Here is a 17,626-nt window from a genome sequence, read left to right on the forward strand (position 1 = left end):
GAAATGTACTACTGCCTTGAAACCCGTTTTTGGGCTCATTTCTGGAAACGGAGCCAAAAACGGCATCGCTGCAAATTAATCTCTCAACATGAAGAAACACTTAGAACAAGCCACCTTAGATTTTGTGCGGGACCTGCGTTTAAACAACCAGCGCGAATGGTTTGAGCAGAACCGCCAACGCTATGAAGATGCCCGCCAGGATTTCATTCAGTTCCTGACCACGCTGCTGGAGGGCGCCGCCGCTTTTGAGCCCGCCCTGGAAGGCCAGCAACCCAAAGACCTCATGTTCCGGATTTACCGAGACGTGCGTTTCTCCAATGACAAGCGGCCTTACAAAGACCACATCTGCGCCTATCTAGCTGATGGTGGCCGCAAGACCATCAATCCCGGTTTTTACCTGCACATCAGCCCAGACAACCAGTCGTTTCTGGCGGGCGGCGTCTGGATGCCCCCGGCCCCGGAGTTGAAAGCCATTCGGCAGGAGATTGACTATAACCTGGACGAGCTGAATAATTTGTTGGGCAAGCCAGACTTTCAGAAATACTTCAAGCACCTGCAGGGCGATAAACTGAAGACCACACCCAAAGGATATGACGCCGAGAACCCCGCTATTGACCTGCTTCGGCATAAAAGCTGGAACGCCACCTATGCCTTGCCAGACGCCGTGGTGACAAGTGAAAAGCTCTATGACGAGGTGCTGGGTGCCATGAAAGCCGTGAAACCGATTAATGATTTCTTCCTAAGACCTATGAAAGAACTGAAAAGCGTGGAGGCATAAAGGCACTGAAATCTTTTGGTCTTAATAAAAAAAGCCGCTGGTTCCATGGAGGAGCCAGCGGCTTTTTTTTTCAAAATAAGGTGAAGCTACTTTCCGTTTTCGGGCTCATTTCCAGAAACAAGCCCGAAAACGCGATGTCTGTTTTCCCAGAAGAGCCAGCCAAACACTACCGTGTATTCCAGGGTCACCAGCCACAGGTTTTCCTGGTAGCTAGGACTTCTGTACGCCGCATAAGACAACACCGCCATGGCAGACCACACCATCGCAAACCTATATCTGGTGCCTGCCGCCAGCGCCACTAACGAGGTAATGTACCATGGGTGCACAATGGTGGCCAACAGAAAATAGACCGTCAGCAAGGCCAAAGCGGCGTGTACCAGCCATTGTACATCTTCATGTTTTGTTTGTTTTTTCAACCCCAACCATAAGGCAAAACCCAAGGTCACCAGAGAAAGCGCCAAGCCCAGCACCGAAATGATGTTGAATCCCGTCAGCCAAAATCCCAGCCCCCGCAGCAGGTAGTATATACTGGCGTTGAACTCAAATTTCTGGAAATATAAGGTCAAACTGCTACCAATGTGGGCAAGTAAATCCTGGCTCAGGAAGGGCAGGAAAAACAGCATCACGGTGGCCACCACTATTACGCTGTACGCCAAAGCCCGGGGCCACCCCAACACACGCACCAGCAAGGGCAGCAGCAGCAAAGGCAGTAACTTACTGGCTACCGCGCACCCCAAAGCTATAGCAGATGCCCACCAATTACCGCAGGACAGCAAATACAGCGCACTCACCAGAAAGAAAATCAGGAAGGCTTCAAAATGCAGGTTGCCCGTGAGTTCTACAATTACCAGCGGATTAAATGCGTACCAAAGCGCCTGCCGGGGCGGCACCGATAGTTTTTGTAACAATTTAGGCAGCAACAGCAAAGTACCCACCTCCGCGGCTACCAAGCAAAGCCGCATTGTCACCAGACTTGCCATACTAGACGTGCCCGCCCAGGCGCTTAACCCAAAAACCCATTGGCACACGGGCGGGTACACGGAGTAATAGTTTGGGGAATTCAAGCCAGAGAAAAGCGCTGGGCTCAATCCTGGCGGAAGTGTTTGGCCGGCTTGCATCCAGTCAGTGGGCAAACTCAGGTAGGGGTTATGGCCATTGATGAGCAAATGGCCATCCCAGAGAAACCGGAAATAGTCATCAGACAGAGCCGGCACCACCACCAGAAAAATCAGCCGGAACCCAAGGGCCAGCAGCAGTCCGGTCCTGAGCGATGGTTTTGCCCTTATTTGGAAAACAAAGGCCAAAAACGCCAGCCCAAACCAAAACAGCAATTCCCCAAACGCCGAACGAGATGTATTGTACCCCAACTGGTAGAAAGCCACCGCAGAAACCGCCACGCTAGCCGATAAAACCCAGATAGGGAGAGAATTGGAAATGGGGAATGCGGGTTTCATCTGTGGTGCCGAAGACTATACCCAAACACCAACCCAAAACCCAGGCACAAGAGGACATGGTACGCCAGAAAACCGAAATCACCTGACCAAAACGCCATGACCACCGCGCCTGCAAAATAAAGGCAGAGCACGCCTTCGGCCCACGTGACCCAAGACAACCGGGAAAGTTGGTAGTGGCGCTGCCGCCAGCTAGAGGTAGTGGTGGTATCAAGGTTGAATTTCGGTGTCCGGACGAATGGCGTTTTTCGACCTGAGAGCCCTTCCAGCACGGCCACCGAATTGTGCAAAGACAAACCCAGCGACATGGTCAGAAAAAGCAGGAACCGAAGAGGGAACGTGAAAATGTTCTTGCTTTGGGCGTACAATTTCCGCTCCGCAGTAAAGTAGAAAAGCCCTAAAATAAGCAAGCTGGCCTTAAACACCGAAGACGCCGCAAACCAAGCCTGCAACCCCGGGTAATCTTCCCGAATGACCATAACGGGCACGCTCAGCAGCGCCGCCAGCAGCACCGCCAAAAAGACGCTGCTGTTCAACAAATGGAACGTGGCCAGCCATTTGGTGGACCAGGATTTAGAGGAAGCCAGCACGTTCTTTAAATGCTTGCGGGCGGTTTCGGCGGCTCCTTTGGTCCAGCGGTATTGCTGTGATTTGAGGGCGGGCATGGTCACGGGCAGTTCGGCGGGCACGGCCAGGTTTTCCACGTAGACAAACTGCCAACCTTTCAGCTGGGCGCGGTAACTGAGATCCAGGTCTTCGGTGAGTGTGTCATGGTGCCAACCACCAGCGCTTAAAATGGTTTCCTTGCGCCAGATGCCGGCCGTTCCGTTGAAATTGATGAAGTGTCCGCCGCTGTTTCTAGCCCCTTGCTCCACCGTAAAATGCGCGTCTAACCCAAAGGCCTGCAGGCGCGTGAGCCACGAATAGTCCTTGTTCAAGTGGCCCCAGCGGGTCTGTACCACGCCAATATCTTTGTGGGCGAAATAGGGGAGGGCCTTTTGTAGAAAATCTGAATTCGGGACAAAATCTGCGTCAAAAATACAGATGAATTCCCCCGTGGATTTGGAAAGTGCATCTTGCAAGGCCCCTGCTTTGTAGCCTTGGCGGGTTTGCCGCCGAACGTGTTCAATGGTGAGGCCAGCTTCCTCCAACGCTTTTACGTTGGTAGCCACCAAGTTTACCGTTTCATCAGTGGAATCGTCTAGGACCAGAATTTGCAGTTTTTCTTTGGGGTATTTCAACGCGCCCACGGCAGTCAGTAACCGCTCCACCACATACTTCTCGTTGTATAGGGGCAATTGCACCGTGACGGTTGGGAACGTAGAAAGCGCTGCCGTGCATTTAGAATGTTGTTTTTTGAAGAGATACAGCAACGTGAGCTGAAATTGCACCAGGCTGTAGAGGAACAGAAAAACCAGGCTTCCGCCATACAGCGCTAACAGGAGCATGTCCAACCCTTCGCCCATACCTACCGCCGTTTGAATGAATATTTAGCGATGGTCCAGAGAATCTTGTGACCGGCCAACACCACTCCTTTCACCGTGCCAGATATTTTGGAGACGCCAATCCGTTTCCGGTAGGTCACGGGCACTTCTACGCTGCGCATTTTGTGCAACGTGGCCTTCAACTGCATCTCCACCGTCCAGCCGTAGGTTGGGTCTTGCATGTTCAGTTGCAGCAATTTCTGGGTTTTAATGGCTCTGAATGGACCTAAATCGGTGAACTGTGCGCCATACAGGATTCTTAATAAATTGGTAGCCAGCCAATTGCCCGCCAACTGCGGAACGGTCATGGAGCCCGGTTCCCTGTGCCCCAAAGCCCTTGAGCCAATCACCAGATCAGCGTCATAATGTAGAATGGGAGCCAACAGCAAGGCAATCTCGCCCGGATAATCAGAATAATCGGCGTCCATGAAAACCAAAATGTCTGGGGCCGGAACCTGGGCGGTGGCATAGGCTATTCCTGTGAGGCATGCCTGCCCGTAGCCTTGGCGCGGTTCGCTTAGAACAGTGGCGCCAGCCTGCGCGGCTACCTGACCGGTGCCATCGGTGGAGTTGTTGTCCACCACAATAATTTCCTGCACCAATTCCTTCGGGATGTCACGCACCACGTTCTGAATAGAAAGGGCTTCATTAAAGGCAGGAATGATGACTGAAACGCGCGGCATGCCAAATATTAGGTACTCAAAGATGGGTAAATTCACCGGGTTAAACTAATTTACACCACAGCCTCACGCAAGGGCCAGGCTAAAATTCCACTAGTGAAAAATATATGTTAAATAGTATAATGTCTTTTAGAAAGTGCCCCGTAGTCTTCGGTCTGGCCATGCTTGGTTTTTGCTCTGTAGTAGGAGAAACTTCTGCCCAGGCTGTACCCGACACCGATATCTTTTTGGTAGACCTTTCTCTGAAAGGCAAAAGCCTAAAAGTAGGGCAGCCCCGCAACATCACCCAGCGCCCCGGCTATGACAACCAGCCCAGCTTCACGCCCAAGGGCAAATCGGTGCTTTTCACGGCGCAGCACCCTGGCCGCCAAACCGACATTTTTGAATTCCAGCTTAGTTCCAGGAAAACCAGCCAACTGACCAACACGCCAGAGGCAGAATATTCGGCTTTGGTTACGCCAGATGGAAAGCATTTCACGGTGATCAGGGGCAAGGAGCAGCATTTGTGGCAGTTCCCGTTACAGCCCACGGCTGGCGCCGGAAAGTCTCTGTTGGAAATGAAGCAGTTGATTGGTTACCACGTGTGGTCCACCCCCGAGGAGTTTTTTGTAGCCGCCTTTCCGCAGCAACCACCAATGGCCTTGTACAGCGTCAACGCCTTGTCAAAAGCCGCCATAAAAGTGGAGGAGACCGTAGGCCGAAGCCTCCATAAAATCCCCGGGCAGCGGGCCATCAGTTATTTGGTCCCGGTCTCAGATTCTGTGGCCCACATCCAGAAATGGAACCTGAAAACCGGTGAGAAAACAACGGTCATCCAGGCCTTGCCCGGCAGCCAGGATTTCGCTTGGAGCCCATCGGGGCACGTGCTCATGGCCAGAGGCTCCAAGCTTTACATCTATAAACCAGGCACAGATCCCAGATGGAAAGAAATCGCTGATTTTGGTGCACAGGGCATCAGAAACATCACCCGCCTGGCCGTGAGCCCCAAAGGCAATGTGTTGGCGTTTGTGGCTGAGAAATAATTAGAAGCGAACGAGGAACAAACCACTTTCCGTTTTCGGGCTCATTTCCCAAAATGAGCCCGAAAACGGAAATGTAGCGCCGTTATCCTGGAAGGACGTGGACCTACTTAGCAGTTATGATCAAAATTAGGGGAAGCGTCTTTTCAACAAATACTGCCTTGGTGTAAAAGCTATGGTTCATGGAGATGTGGTTGTTCCATAGAAAAACGTCGGTCCGGTGAAACGACGCTTCTTTCTATGAATGCGTTTTGGGGCTCATTTCCAGAAATGAGCCCCAAAACGGAAACCGCCTGTTATAGATTTGACTTTCGGGAAGGGGCTTGGTAATGGAATTGGTTGATGGGCAGTTGCTCGTCGCAGAAGCTGTATTCATGGGGCACGTTGGACCCAATAATCACCAAGCGGTTTTGGCGGTTCTGCTCCAGGTGTTCCAGGTACCAGTTCACGCCGGCTTGGTCCATGTTGGTGGTGGGTTCGTCCAGTAACAACAGCGGCGTATCTGAATACAAGGCCAGGCCCAGTTTCAGGCGCTGTTTCATGCCCGAGGAGAAGTTGCGGATGTGTTTGTGGCGCGCGGCCTGCAGTTGCAGAATATCTGGGAGTTGAGAAGGGGAGATGTTCCGGAGGCCTTTGAACCGCGTGTGGAACTGAATCATTTCGTCCAGGGTGAATTCCTCCAGCAGATCCTGGTAAGGTGCCGCCAGGGCCAGATGGCGGTACAGCTGTTCCACCGGCACATCCTTGTTCTGAAGCGAATAAGAGACGGTTCCCTCAGACAGCATCTGAAAACCACTCAAAATAGAAAGCAAAGTGGATTTTCCGGAACCATTGTGCCCCAGCACGGCATAGGCCTTGCCAGAGACAAATTCAAAGGTCAGATTCCGGAAAATCCACTCGTAATTAAAGCGTTTGCCAACAGCCGTTAGCTTAATCTGCATCCCGCTGATAGCCTTTAATGATGCCCCGGCCAGAATTCCGCACAAAGTTCACAATCTCATCACGCTCCGGGCTAGGGGGCAGGTCAATTTCTATTTTTTCCACGGCCGTGGCAGTGTTCAGCCCGCTCATAAACAAGATGCGGTAAATCTGCTGGATGTCGTTGATCTGCTCGTTGTTGAACCCTCTTCGGCGCAAGCCAATGGAATTCACGCCGGCGTAGGAAAGGGGCTCACGGGCGGCCTTGATGAACGGCGGCACGTCTTTGCGCACCAAAGATCCCCCAGACACCATGGCATGGGCGCCTATGCTCACAAACTGATGCACCGCAGAGGTCCCGCCAATGAACACGTGGTCATGGATCATGATATGCCCGGCCAGCTGCACGCCATTGGCCACAATCACGTTGTTGCCAATAATGCAGTCATGCGCCACGTGTACATAGGCCATAATCAGGCAGTTAGAGCCAATGGAGGTGGTGTTTTTGTCCAGGGCGGTGCCGCGGTTCAAGGTCACGCATTCCCGTATGATGGTGTTGTCGCCAATCTGCACGGTGCTGGCCTCGCCTTTGTACTTTAAATCCTGCGGCGGGGCCGAAATCACAGCGCCGGGATAGATCTGGCAGTTTTTGCCAATGCGGGCACCTTCCATGATGGTCACGTTGGGACCTATCCAGGTACCTTCGCCAATCTCCACGTTCTTGGAGATGGTGGTGAAGGGTTCTACTACCACGTTGGTGGCAATCTTGGCTTCGGGGTGAATGTAGGCTAAGGGCTGGTTCATGCGTCTTTTCTTACAATGCTTGCCAACATTTCGGCCTCCATCACCAGCTGACCCGCCACATAGGCGTGGCCGTGCATTCTGGCAATGCCCCGTTTAATGGGGGCCAAGAGTTCGCATTTAAATACTATGGTATCACCGGGCACTACTTTGCGGCGGAAGCGGCACTTGTCCACGCCCATAAAATAGGTCCAGTAATTCTCTGGGTCTGGCACGGTGCTCAGTACGTAAATACCGCCGGTCTGCGCCATGGCCTCAATCAAGATCACGCCGGGCATAACCGGGTTGCCGGGGAAGTGGCCCTGAAAGAAAGACTCGTTCATGGTCACGTTCTTCACGCCGGTCACAGTGGTCTCGTCCAGATGGATGATCTTGTCAATCAACACAAACGGGTAGCGGTGCGGCAAGGTCTGCATGATGCGGGTGATGTCCATGACCGGGGTCTTTTTGGGATCATACACCGGCACGTTTTTCACCGCCGTTTCTGTGATGTATTTCTTGATTTTCTTCGCGAAGGAGACATTGGCTGCGTGGCCGGGTCTGGCCGCCAGAATCTGTCCTTTCAGCGGTCTACCCACCAAGGCCAAATCCCCAATCAAATCCAGGAGTTTGTGGCGGGCAGGTTCGTTTTTATACCGTAGGTCTACGTTGTTGAGAATTCCTTCTTTCTTAACGGCAACCTTCGGTTTTTTGAGCAGGTCAGAAAGGTAGTCCAGTTCATTTTCCTCCACCACGCGGTCTACCACCACAATGGCGTTACTGAGGTCACCTCCTTTGATCAGGTTCTGCTTGTAGAGCATTTCCAGCTCATGCAGAAAGCAGAAGGTGCGGCAAGAGGCAATCTCGTCTTTGAATTGGCTGAGGTCTGTGAGAGAGGCGTGTTGGCTGCCCAAAACGGGGCTGTGGTAGTCCACCATCACGGTTACGCGGTAATCATCTAAGGGAAGAATGGCGATCTCGGTTTCGCGGGACCCGTCTCTGAACCTGATTTCCTCGGGCACCTCAAAGAAGTTGCGCAGCGCGTTCTGCTCCTGAAACCCTACCTCCAGCAAAGGCTGCACAAACAAAATAGAGGAACCGTCCATGATAGGAGGCTCCGGTCCGTCAATCTGAATGAGTACGTTGTCAATCTCCAGGCCCACCAAGGCGGCCAATACGTGCTCCACGGTGTTGATGCGGGCGCCGTTCTGCTCAATGGTGGTGCCGCGGCTCAAGTCAACTACGTTGTCTACGTCAGCATCTACAATAGGCTGGTCTGGCAAATCTATGCGTTGGAATTTATACCCGTGGTTGATGGGGGCCGGCATAAACGTCATATTAGACACCACCCCCGTATGCAATCCAATACCGGATACCGTCACCGGCGCCTTTATGGTATGCTGTTTATCGTTCATGAAGCACTTTATAGGTAAAGAGAGGCCAAAGTTAAAGCTTTTCTCTCAGTTCATCTACCTGTTTCTGCAACTCGGGTAGTTTTCTGAAGATAGCCATGGCCCGCAGGTTCTGTTTGTAGTCAAACGCCGGGGCGCCCTGCACAAAAGTGCCTTCTTCTTTAATATTTTTAGAAATTCCTGATTTTGCGCCCACAATGGTTTTATCGGCAATGCTGATGTGGCCTACCACGCCCACCTGCCCGGCAATGGTGCAGTAATTGCCCACTTTAGACGAACCCGCAAACGCTGTCTGCGCGGCCACCACCGTGTGTCTACCAATTTCCACGTTATGCGCCACCTGCACCAAATTGTCTATTTTAGAACCGGTTCTGATGATGGTGGAACCCATGGTGGCGCAGTCAACGGTGGTGTTGGCGCCAATGCGCACGTGGTCTTCCAGCACCACATTGCCCGTCTGCGGAATGGCTATATACGTGCCGTCTTTCTGCGGCGCAAACCCAAACCCGTCTGAGCCAATCACACAGCCGGCGTGCAGCATGCAATGACTGCCAATAACTGAATCTGCGTAAATCTTGGCTCCGGCCTGAATAATGGTGTTGTCCCCAATGGTCACGTTGTCGCCTATGTACGCGTGCGGGTAAATGTGCACGCCCTCGCCAATGGTGCAGTTCTTACCTATGTAGGAAAACGCGCCGCGGTAATGGCGTGGCCCGATGGTGGAGTTCTGCCCCATGAAACAAGGTTCCTCCACACCTTCGCGGGAAGCAGCCACGGCTTTCTGGTAAATATCCAGGAGGGTGGTAAAGGCAGAATACGGATCTTCTACCTTGATCAAAGCCGCAGACACCGGTTGTTTGATTTCCAGCGTGTTGGAGACAATCACCGCTGAGGCGCCGGTGGTATATAGAAACGGTTCATATTTAGAATTGGACAGGAAAGACAGGGCACCGGGGGTTCCTTCCTCTATTTTGGCAAGCCGGTTCACTTTGGCATTTCCATCTCCCTGTACCTGACCCTGCAGTAAATCAGCAATCTGTTGAACGGTGAATTCCATAGAACAAAGGTAAAGAAACTATTGATACGGTGTTTGGGGCGGTATCTCAGTTAGGCGGGAATCATGGTTTAAGCGCACGGGTGGGCGGTTGCCTCCCAGAAACTACTTGGAAGTAAGTAGGCCCGCTAAGCCAAACCAAGGCGCTGTTCTTTTCCGTTTTGGGGCTCATTTTCAGAAATGAGCCCCAAAACGGAAATGTTTTCTATACTTCGGTTTTCACGGCGGCCTTGAGCCAGGTTTCGGCTTCGGCGCGGTCTAGAAAGGTTCTGAGTTCCACAGAGAGGTTTACTTCCTGGCGGGCTTGTTCTACCTGCTGTTCGCGGGCGCGGTCTTTGGTGAGCACGCGCGCCACTTTCTGCAGGCGGGTGGTCATGAGGTTCTTCCCGAACTCCTTCAGGATTTCCTTGTATTCATCGCCCTGCAGGTCCAGCTTGGTTTTGGAGGAGTCAATCAAGAGCCGTTTGATGTCATAATTCTTGATGTTCTCAATGAGCACCAGCAACGCTTGCCGCACTTCTGGAATTACCACTTCCTGTATGTCGGGCCATTCCACAAACACAATGTCAGTGGCCGGGTCATAGTCAAGGGTCAAGATGCCGCTGTGGTAGATGATCATAAAAGGGTGGGCTAGGGTCTGTTTAAAGAACGGGTCAAGTGGCTGTTTATTTCCGTTTTGGGGCTCATTTCTGGAAATGAGCCCCAAAACGGAAAACGATAATTGGTTACAAGGCCAAGTTGGCGATGTCTTTGGGGTAGCACACATAGTACTTCTCCACCTTCTTGCTCAGGGCCTGAATGTTGGGTAAGTCTGAGGCATGGGCCACGTCAATCACCCGGCTTTCCTTGGTAAGTACGTTAATGTTCTCGCCCCCGGATTCATAGGCGTTGTTACTGATTTTGCCTTCCATCACCAGATAATGTACTTCGTCTTGGGAAATTTGGAAATGGTCCATGGCCAACTCACGCACGCCTTCCAAAAACTCCAATTCAAACGGGGTAGGCGAGAGCTGAATCTTAAACAAGCGGCGCTCCAGCAGGCTGGAAGAAAGGTAACTCAGGATTTTATCCGGGTGTTCGGCCCACAGTTTAATGGCGCTCCAGACATCGTAGTCATCCAGGGAGACAAAGCGTTTCATAATGCTGGGGTCGCGCTCAAAATCCAGCATGGAGAGGTTTTCGCGCAGGAAAAACTGCAGGTTGGGGCTGGCGGGCACGTCCACGTTCTCTTGCGTGAGTTGCCGGGCGCGTTGCATGATTTTAAGCACCATTTGCTCGGCAGAGGTCACGGTTTTGTGCATGTACACCTGCCAGTACATGAGGCGGCGGCTCACCAGAAAACTCTCAATGGAATAGATGCCTTTTTCCTCCACTACCAGCTGGTCATCATGCACGTTCAGCATTTTCAGCAAGCGGTCAGCGCCAATCTTGCCCTCCGACACGCCGGTGTAAAAGCTGTCGCGGTTGAGGTAATCCAGGCGGTCCACGTCCAGTTGGCTGCTCACCAGTTGGTGGAAAAAGCGGCGCTCGTAGCTGTCGGTGAAAATGTCCATGGCCAGCTGTAGCCGTCCGCCAAACTGTTGATTGAGCAGCTCCATGATGTGCAAAGACACCTGCTCATGCGGCACCTGGTCAAAAATGGCGTGCTCCAGCGCGTGCGAAAACGGGCCGTGGCCCACATCATGCAGCAGAATGGCGGCCATGGAGGCCTCACATTCTTTTTCAGAAATGCGATTATCTTTGCTGCTCAGGCTCTGGATGGCAATGTTCATGAGGTGCATGGCCCCCAGCGCGTGGTGAAACCGCGTATGCAGCGCGCCCGGGTACACAAACTCGGTCAGACCTAACTGCTTTATCCGGCGCAGCCGCTGGAAGTACGGGTGCTGGATGATGTCAAAAAGCAGTTCTGAGGGCACAGTGATGAAACCATACACCGGGTCATTGAAGATTTTTTTCTTATTCAAGATAACTAAGTTCTCTGGTGTGCGTTGGCGGTTATTGACAAGACGTGCGTATCTGCTCTGTTGGCACAACTTCTAAGCAAAAGAATTGTTTTAACGGGCAAGCACACCGCCACAACCTAAACTATGAAAATAATTTAATGCCATGCAAAGATATACTATTTTGTGGGCCGACGACGAGATTGACCTTCTCAAGCCCCATATTCTGTTCTTAGAAGAGAGAGGCTATGACATCACCCCGGTGAACAGCGGCGCCGATGCCGTGGAGAAGGTGCAGGAACAAACCTATGACCTGGTGTTCCTGGACGAAAACATGCCCGGCATCTCCGGTCTGGAGACGCTCAGCGAAATCAAAGCCATCAGACCAACCATTCCGGTGGTCATGATCACCAAAAGCGAGGAAGAGCATATCATGGAAGAGGCCATTGGTTCTAAAATAGCCGACTACCTCATTAAGCCCATCAACCCCAACCAAATCCTGCTTTCGGCCAAGCGCATCTTAGATAACCGCCGTCTGGTGGAGGAGAAAACCAACAGTTCTTACCAACGCGATTTCAGAACCTTGGGCATGGCCTTCGGCGAACGGTTGAGTTACCAGGAATGGGCCGATGTCTACAAGAAACTGGTGTACTGGGAACTGGAGATTGCCGAAACCGAAGGCAAAAGCATGGCCGACGTGATCAACATGCAGAAAGATGAGGCCAACACCAACTTCGCCCGGTTCATCATGGACAATTACGAGGAATGGGTGAACGACGAGACCGATGAGATTCCGTTGATGTCGCACAAACTCTTCAAAGACCGCGTGTTCCCCATGATGAAAGAAAACGACACGCCGGTGTATTTCATCTTGATTGACAACCTGCGCTATGACCAGTGGAAGGTGCTGGAACCCATCATCACAGACTATTTCAACGTGGACCATGAGGAGATGTACTATTCCATCTTGCCCACCACCACGGCCTACGCCCGCAACGCCATCTTCTCCGGCATGCTCCCCGCCGACATCGCCAAGAAATACCCCAACCTGTGGGTGAGTGACGACGAGGAGGAAGGCAAAAACATGCACGAAGAAGATTTCCTGGAGATTCAGCTGCAGAACAACAACGTCAAAGAGAAGTTCAGCTATCATAAAATCACCAACAACACCGCCGGGAAAGAGTTGCTGGCCAAGTTCAACAACCTGGAGAACAACAAGCTCAACGTGATCGTCTACAACTTCGTGGACATGCTCTCTCATGCGCGCACTGACATGCAGATGATACGCGAACTGGCCGCCGATGAAGCTGCTTACCGGTCACTCACGCGTTCCTGGTTTCTGCATTCGCCGCTGTTTGACACGCTCAAAGCCATCGCTGAAAAAAAAGGCCGCCTGATTATTACCACAGACCACGGCACCGTGCGCGTGAAAAAACCGTTCAAGATCATAGGTGACCGCAACACCAACACCAACCTGCGCTACAAGCACGGCAAAAACCTGGGCTTCACGGAGAAAGATGTGCTGGTGTGCCGCAAGCCCGAGCGTTTCCATTTGCCCAAGAGCAACGTGAGCACGGCCTACGTCTTCGCCATGAATGATGACTTCTTTGCCTACCCCAACAACTATAACTACTACGTGAACCACTACAAAGACACGTTCCAGCACGGCGGCGTCTCTCTGGAGGAAACCATTATCCCGTTTATCACGCTTTCGTCTAAAAATGCCTGAGAAGCCAGTGCTGGAAAAAATAATCAGGATTTCGTCTAAAGCAGAATTGCCCCGGGCCGCTGATGAATTGTTAGCATTTATCGGGCAAAAAAAGGTAATTTTGTTTGAAGGCGAGATGGCGGCCGGAAAAACCACCTTCATCAAAGCCATCTGTGAACGTCTGGGCGTGAAGGAATCGGTGAGTAGCCCTACCTTTGCCCTGGTAAATGAGTATGCCACCACCCACGGGGAATTGGTGTATCATTTTGATTTTTACAGAATTGACAGTGAGGCCGAAGCCCTGGACATGGGCGCCCTGGAGTACTTTAGCTCCGGGAATCTGTGTCTGGTGGAATGGCCCTCAAAAGTGGCCGGTATCTTGCCGGATGAGGTAGTGGAAGTGACCCTGGAGACCGGGGAAACAGACGAAGCACGAATCATAAGCATAAGCGCAAATGGAGGACATGACGGAGAAGACCACCGGGTTTGAGGCCCTGACCAAAGCCACGGCCCGCAGCCTGATGCCCAAGGAGTCAATGCTGGCGGTAGAGACCCGCAAGCGGTCTCTGTTCATCGGCATTCCCAAGGAGTCGTCGTTGCAGGAGAACCGCATTGGCCTTACCCCAGAGGCGGTGAAACAGCTCACCAACCACGGCCATGAAGTCTGGGTTGAGGCGGGGGCCGGCGCGCCGTCTAAGTACTCAGACCATGAGTTCTCAGAGGCCGGCGGCGTGATTGTTTACTCCACCAAAGAAGTCTATGAAGCCGATGTGTTGCTCAAGATAGCCCCGCCCACGCTAGAGGAAATGGATTATCTGCGGCCGGGCCAGACCTTGATTTCTGCTTTGCAGATTGGCAGCCTCACCTCAGAATACATTACCGCCCTTTCTAAGAAAAAAGTAAACGCCATCTCGTTTGAGTTGCTCAAAGATAAATCGGGCTCTAAGCCGGTGGTGCGTGCTATGAGTGAGATTGCGGGCAGTACCGTCATGCTGATTGCCGCCGAATACCTGAGCAGCAGCAATGAAGGCAAAGGTGTGATTCTGGGCGGTATTACGGGCGTTCCGCCGTCTAAAGTAGTGATCATTGGCGCCGGAACCGTGGCCGAATACGCCACCCGCGCCGCCTTGGGCCTTGGCGCCGAAGTGAAGGTTTTCGATGACCATCTTTATAAACTCCGGAGGTTGAAGCAGAACGTGGGTGCGCAATTGTTCACCTCTACGCTGGACCACACCGTGCTGCACAAAGAGATTCAGGACGCCGACGTGGTCATTGGGGCTGTCACCGCCGATGAAGGCCAGGTGCCCTGCATGATCCCCGAGGAAGTGGTTTCCCGCATGAACCCCGGCTCAGTGATTATTGACGTGAGCATTGACGAAGGCGGCTGTTTTGAAACCTCTGAGATGACCACCCACAAACGGCCCGTGTACCGCAAGTATGACGTGATTCATTACTGCGTGCCCAACATTCCGTCGCGCGTGCCTCGTACCGCCACCCGGGCCCTCAGCAACATCTTCACACCCATGTTTCTGGAGATTTCTAAATACGGGGGCGTGAACGAAGCGCTTTTCACCCATGAGCATTACCGCAGCGGCGTCTACATCTACAAAGGCAGTCTTACCAACGCCGCCATCGCCAAGAAATTCAACATGCGGTATAAAGAGTTGAGTTTGATGATTGCGGTGCGGAATTAAAATTTAGACAGCCAATAAAGACAAATCCTTCCGTTTTCGGGCTCATTTCCAGAAATGAGCCCGAAAACGGAAGGATTTTTTGTGGGGTTAATTTGATGTATAGGTGTGGCTTATTCAAGAATGACAGATAATTTTCTTAAATCCCTCTACCTGGCAACTTGTAAAGCTATCGGTGTTAAAATTTAAAGGTTCCACAGCTTGCCACCAAGATCCTTTCAGGAGGGCAAAACAATGGGATTGCGTTAGCCCAACTCATTTATGGAACCCGTAAATTCTACTTTCCGTTTTCGGCTCCATTTCCAGAAATGAGCCCCAAAACGGAAACGCTTTTAATTCTGAAGTGACAGCAATGCTTTCCAGGCATCTGTGACGCGGCCTTCCTCCAGCAATTTTTTGGCTAACAGATGGATTTGGCGCGCCAACTCAGCGGGGTTTTGCTGGTGGGTTTGCATTAAGTACCGGTACATGGGTTCACTGGCGAAAGCACTAATTTCATCTGTAGTCGGAAAGCTTTCGGTGTTCCCTAAACGGGCCAGGTGGTTGCCGGTAAGCACCGAACTGGTCTTGATGTGGTTCGGCAATTGGTCAATGCCCATGCCCTTGTTACGGAGCGGCTTGGGCAATTCAAACAAGCAGTCACCTTGCGCGCGCAAGTACCAGTCGCCGCCCAGGCGCGCCACGGCGTCCAGTTTGAACGGGTCAATGGTCTTGCCGTCTTCGCCGAAAACTTCATCTTTCACGTGCAGCAACAAAGCCTCACAGATGACCAGGTTGGCCGCGCCGCCTTTGTCACCAATGGGTTTCACTTCCAACACCTTGCATTCAAAAGCGGCGGGCGCCTCGGCCACACGGGGCGGTTTGATCAAGGTAGAGGGCGCAGGAGTGAGGCCGGCTTTTATGAATTCGTTCACGCCTTTGTCATACTCGGTGCTGGCCAGTGACATCTGCTCTACCATGGCGTAATTGCCGATGTTGATGACCACCTCCCCGGTTTCCAGCACATTCTCCAGCGTATGTTTGCCGGTGTTGTCGCGCACGCGGCGGGCAGGCGAGAAGATAAGCACCGGCGGATTAGACCCAAAACAGTTGAAAAAACTAAAAGGACTCAGGTTCACATTGCCTTCATTGTCAACTGTGCTGGCAAACGCAATAGGCCGCGGCGCAATAGCCCCCAGCATAAGACTGTGGAACTCGCCGGTGGGTATATCTTTGGGGTTGAAGGTTTTCAAGTTTTCCAGATTTAAAGAGCGGGCAAAATCTCAGTGCGCACTTCGCCAAAACCAACGCGCACGCCATTTTTTTCGGCGTAGCCGCGTAGGGTGACCACATCGCCGTCGTTGATGAATTTTCTTTCGGAACCATCTGGTAGGGTGAGCGGTTTGGTGCCACGCCAGGTGAGTTCCAGCATAGACCCGAAGGAATCTGGCGTAGGCCCGGAAATGGTGCCAGAGGCGTACATGTCGCCCACTTCAAGGTTACAGCCGTTGACCGTGTGGTGCGCCAACTGCTGGTTCATGTTCCAGTACAGATGCTTGTAGTTGGAGCGACAAAGGAGGGCTTCCTGGTCCAGGCCGGGGGCTTGCAGGGTGACTTCCAGGTTGATGTCTATGTTCTTGTTTCCAGAGAATTCCAGATAAGGCAAAACCTTGGGTTCCTGCGCTTGCCCTTCCACCCTGAACGGTTCCAGGGCATCTAAGGTCACTACCCACGGCGAAATGGAAGACCCGAAGTTCTTGGCCAGAAACGGACCCAACGGCACGTATTCCCAGGCCTGAATGTCTCTGGCCGACCAGTCATTGAACAACACCAGCCCAAAAATGTATTCCTCGGCCTCCTGAGTGGTGAGCGAAGTGCCCAGCGCCGTTGGCTGACCAGTGATAAACGCTACCTCCAATTCAAAATCAAGCTGCTTGGTAGGCCCAAGAACAGGAGCATCAGCATCGGCGGGTTTGGTTTGGCCCTTTGGTCTTCTGATGGGCACGCCAGACGGCACAATTGACGAGGCACGACCATGGTAGCCCACCGGTAAGTGTTTCCAGTTGGGCAAAAGCGCGTTGGCCGGGTCCCGGAACATGGTGCCCACGTTGGTGGCGTGGTCAATGCTGGAGTAGAAATCTGTGTAGTTGGGCACGTGTACGGGCATGAGCATCTGCACGTCTTTCTGTTTGAGAAGGCATTCGGCCATTAAAGTGCGGTTGTCGCGTATCTCAGGGTTGTCGTTGCGGAGGAGTTCTGAGATGCGGCCGCGCACCTGCCGCCAGATGGGTTTACCCAGCGCCATGAAGGCGTTGAGCGTGGGCTGATGGAAAACGGTGGGGTCTTCCAGATCCAGCATGTCAAAGAGCCGGTGCTGGGTGAGCACGTACACGTCCAGTACATAGTCGCCAATGGCTACGCCCACCCGCGGGTCACGGTCCTGCGCCTGAAAAATCCCGAAGGGGAGGTTCTGAATCTGGAAATCACTCTGGGGGTTAATCTCAATCCAGGAGTGGAGCGAAGGGTCGTTGGCAGAAATCATAGCGTAGGTTGAGGTCTTGTCATACAAAGTAGAAAGCTACGGGAATTGCCTTTGGTAGGCAAGTGATAAGCAGGCATGCGTAAAAGTTTATCCTGCTGGAGTATTTATTTTTGGCGATGAAGGAGTCAATATCTCGTTTTCGGGCTCATTTCTGGAAATGAGCCCGAAAACGGCTTTGCGCAAAAAAATA

16 protein-coding genes are annotated in these 17,626 nt (G+C 52.4%); 5 read left to right on the top strand and 11 right to left on the bottom strand.

Annotated features, from left to right (window positions below; all coding sequences use genetic code 11):
• Positions 1 to 88 precede the first annotated feature (88 nt).
• Positions 89 to 778: a DUF2461 domain-containing protein gene (locus tag IMY23_RS01945; RefSeq protein WP_192820483.1), complete on the top strand. Its 690-nt coding sequence runs from the start codon at positions 89 to 91 to the stop codon at positions 776 to 778.
• A gap of 86 nt (positions 779 to 864) precedes the next feature.
• Here the strand turns inward: IMY23_RS01945 and IMY23_RS01950 are convergent, their stop codons facing one another.
• From IMY23_RS01950 to IMY23_RS01960, 3 genes are read right to left on the bottom strand one after another with little or no spacing between them, the layout of a single operon-like run.
• Positions 865 to 2,232: a hypothetical protein gene (locus IMY23_RS01950; protein ID WP_192820484.1), complete on the bottom strand. Its 1,368-nt coding sequence runs from the start codon at positions 2,230 to 2,232 to the stop codon at positions 865 to 867.
• Complete coding sequence (locus IMY23_RS01955) at positions 2,229 to 3,695, bottom strand: cellulose synthase family protein (protein ID WP_225986380.1); 1,467 nt, start codon at positions 3,693 to 3,695, stop codon at positions 2,229 to 2,231. The genes IMY23_RS01950 and IMY23_RS01955 overlap by 4 nt, the downstream gene beginning before the upstream one ends.
• Positions 3,696 to 3,697: 2 nt before the next feature.
• Positions 3,698 to 4,396, bottom strand: coding sequence for a glycosyltransferase family 2 protein (locus IMY23_RS01960; RefSeq protein WP_192820485.1), 699 nt, complete (start codon positions 4,394 to 4,396; stop codon positions 3,698 to 3,700).
• 104 nt (positions 4,397 to 4,500) lie between these two features.
• Between IMY23_RS01960 and IMY23_RS01965 the strand changes: the two genes are divergently transcribed.
• A complete protein-coding gene (locus IMY23_RS01965) occupies positions 4,501 to 5,415 on the top strand; it encodes a PD40 domain-containing protein (protein ID WP_192820486.1) in 915 nt (304 codons plus the stop codon).
• A gap of 293 nt (positions 5,416 to 5,708) precedes the next feature.
• Here IMY23_RS01965 and IMY23_RS01970 read toward each other — a convergent pair whose 3' ends face one another.
• From IMY23_RS01970 to IMY23_RS01995, 6 genes are all read right to left on the bottom strand, one after another.
• Complete coding sequence (locus IMY23_RS01970; protein WP_192820487.1) at positions 5,709 to 6,353, bottom strand: ATP-binding cassette domain-containing protein; 645 nt, start codon at positions 6,351 to 6,353, stop codon at positions 5,709 to 5,711.
• Positions 6,343 to 7,134 (bottom strand): acyl-ACP--UDP-N-acetylglucosamine O-acyltransferase, encoded by a 792-nt coding sequence (lpxA, locus tag IMY23_RS01975; RefSeq protein ID WP_192820488.1) that lies wholly within the window; start codon positions 7,132 to 7,134, stop codon positions 6,343 to 6,345. The genes IMY23_RS01970 and lpxA overlap by 11 nt, the downstream gene beginning before the upstream one ends.
• Complete coding sequence (locus tag IMY23_RS01980; protein WP_192820489.1) at positions 7,131 to 8,525, bottom strand: bifunctional UDP-3-O-[3-hydroxymyristoyl] N-acetylglucosamine deacetylase/3-hydroxyacyl-ACP dehydratase; 1,395 nt, start codon at positions 8,523 to 8,525, stop codon at positions 7,131 to 7,133. The genes lpxA and IMY23_RS01980 overlap by 4 nt, the downstream gene beginning before the upstream one ends.
• Before the next feature lie 31 nt (positions 8,526 to 8,556).
• Entirely contained in the window at positions 8,557 to 9,579 is a 1,023-nt protein-coding gene (lpxD, locus tag IMY23_RS01985) for a UDP-3-O-(3-hydroxymyristoyl)glucosamine N-acyltransferase (protein WP_192820490.1), read from the bottom strand.
• 202 nt (positions 9,580 to 9,781) lie between these two features.
• A complete protein-coding gene (locus IMY23_RS01990) occupies positions 9,782 to 10,195 on the bottom strand; it encodes a hypothetical protein (RefSeq protein ID WP_192820491.1) in 414 nt (137 codons plus the stop codon).
• Positions 10,196 to 10,301: 106 nt separating this feature from the next.
• The gene (locus tag IMY23_RS01995; RefSeq protein ID WP_192820492.1) at positions 10,302 to 11,540 is read right to left on the bottom strand and encodes an HD domain-containing protein; all 1,239 of its coding nucleotides are present in this window, start codon (positions 11,538 to 11,540) and stop codon (positions 10,302 to 10,304) included.
• Positions 11,541 to 11,682: 142 nt separating this feature from the next.
• Here IMY23_RS01995 and IMY23_RS02000 point away from each other — a divergent pair, with 142 nt between their 5' ends.
• From IMY23_RS02000 to IMY23_RS02010, 3 genes are read left to right on the top strand one after another with little or no spacing between them, the layout of a single operon-like run.
• The gene (locus tag IMY23_RS02000; RefSeq protein ID WP_192820493.1) at positions 11,683 to 13,245 is read left to right on the top strand and encodes a bifunctional response regulator/alkaline phosphatase family protein; all 1,563 of its coding nucleotides are present in this window, start codon (positions 11,683 to 11,685) and stop codon (positions 13,243 to 13,245) included.
• Positions 13,238 to 13,714, top strand: coding sequence for a tRNA (adenosine(37)-N6)-threonylcarbamoyltransferase complex ATPase subunit type 1 TsaE (gene tsaE / locus IMY23_RS02005; protein WP_192820494.1), 477 nt, complete (start codon positions 13,238 to 13,240; stop codon positions 13,712 to 13,714). The genes IMY23_RS02000 and tsaE overlap by 8 nt, the downstream gene beginning before the upstream one ends.
• Positions 13,689 to 14,918: an alanine dehydrogenase gene (locus IMY23_RS02010; RefSeq protein ID WP_192823652.1), complete on the top strand. Its 1,230-nt coding sequence runs from the start codon at positions 13,689 to 13,691 to the stop codon at positions 14,916 to 14,918. Before tsaE ends, IMY23_RS02010 begins: the two co-directional genes overlap by 26 nt.
• Before the next feature lie 329 nt (positions 14,919 to 15,247).
• Here IMY23_RS02010 and IMY23_RS02015 read toward each other — a convergent pair whose 3' ends face one another.
• Both IMY23_RS02015 and fahA read right to left on the bottom strand, forming a co-directional pair.
• Positions 15,248 to 16,147: a flavin reductase family protein gene (locus tag IMY23_RS02015; RefSeq protein ID WP_225986381.1), complete on the bottom strand. Its 900-nt coding sequence runs from the start codon at positions 16,145 to 16,147 to the stop codon at positions 15,248 to 15,250.
• Positions 16,148 to 16,158: 11 nt separating this feature from the next.
• Entirely contained in the window at positions 16,159 to 17,436 is a 1,278-nt protein-coding gene (fahA, locus tag IMY23_RS02020) for a fumarylacetoacetase (RefSeq protein WP_192820495.1), read from the bottom strand.
• Positions 17,437 to 17,626 lie beyond the last annotated feature (190 nt).

Origin of the sequence: Rufibacter sp. LB8 (assembly GCF_014876185.1) — a bacterium.
Lineage (GTDB): Bacteria > Bacteroidota > Bacteroidia > Cytophagales > Hymenobacteraceae > Nibribacter.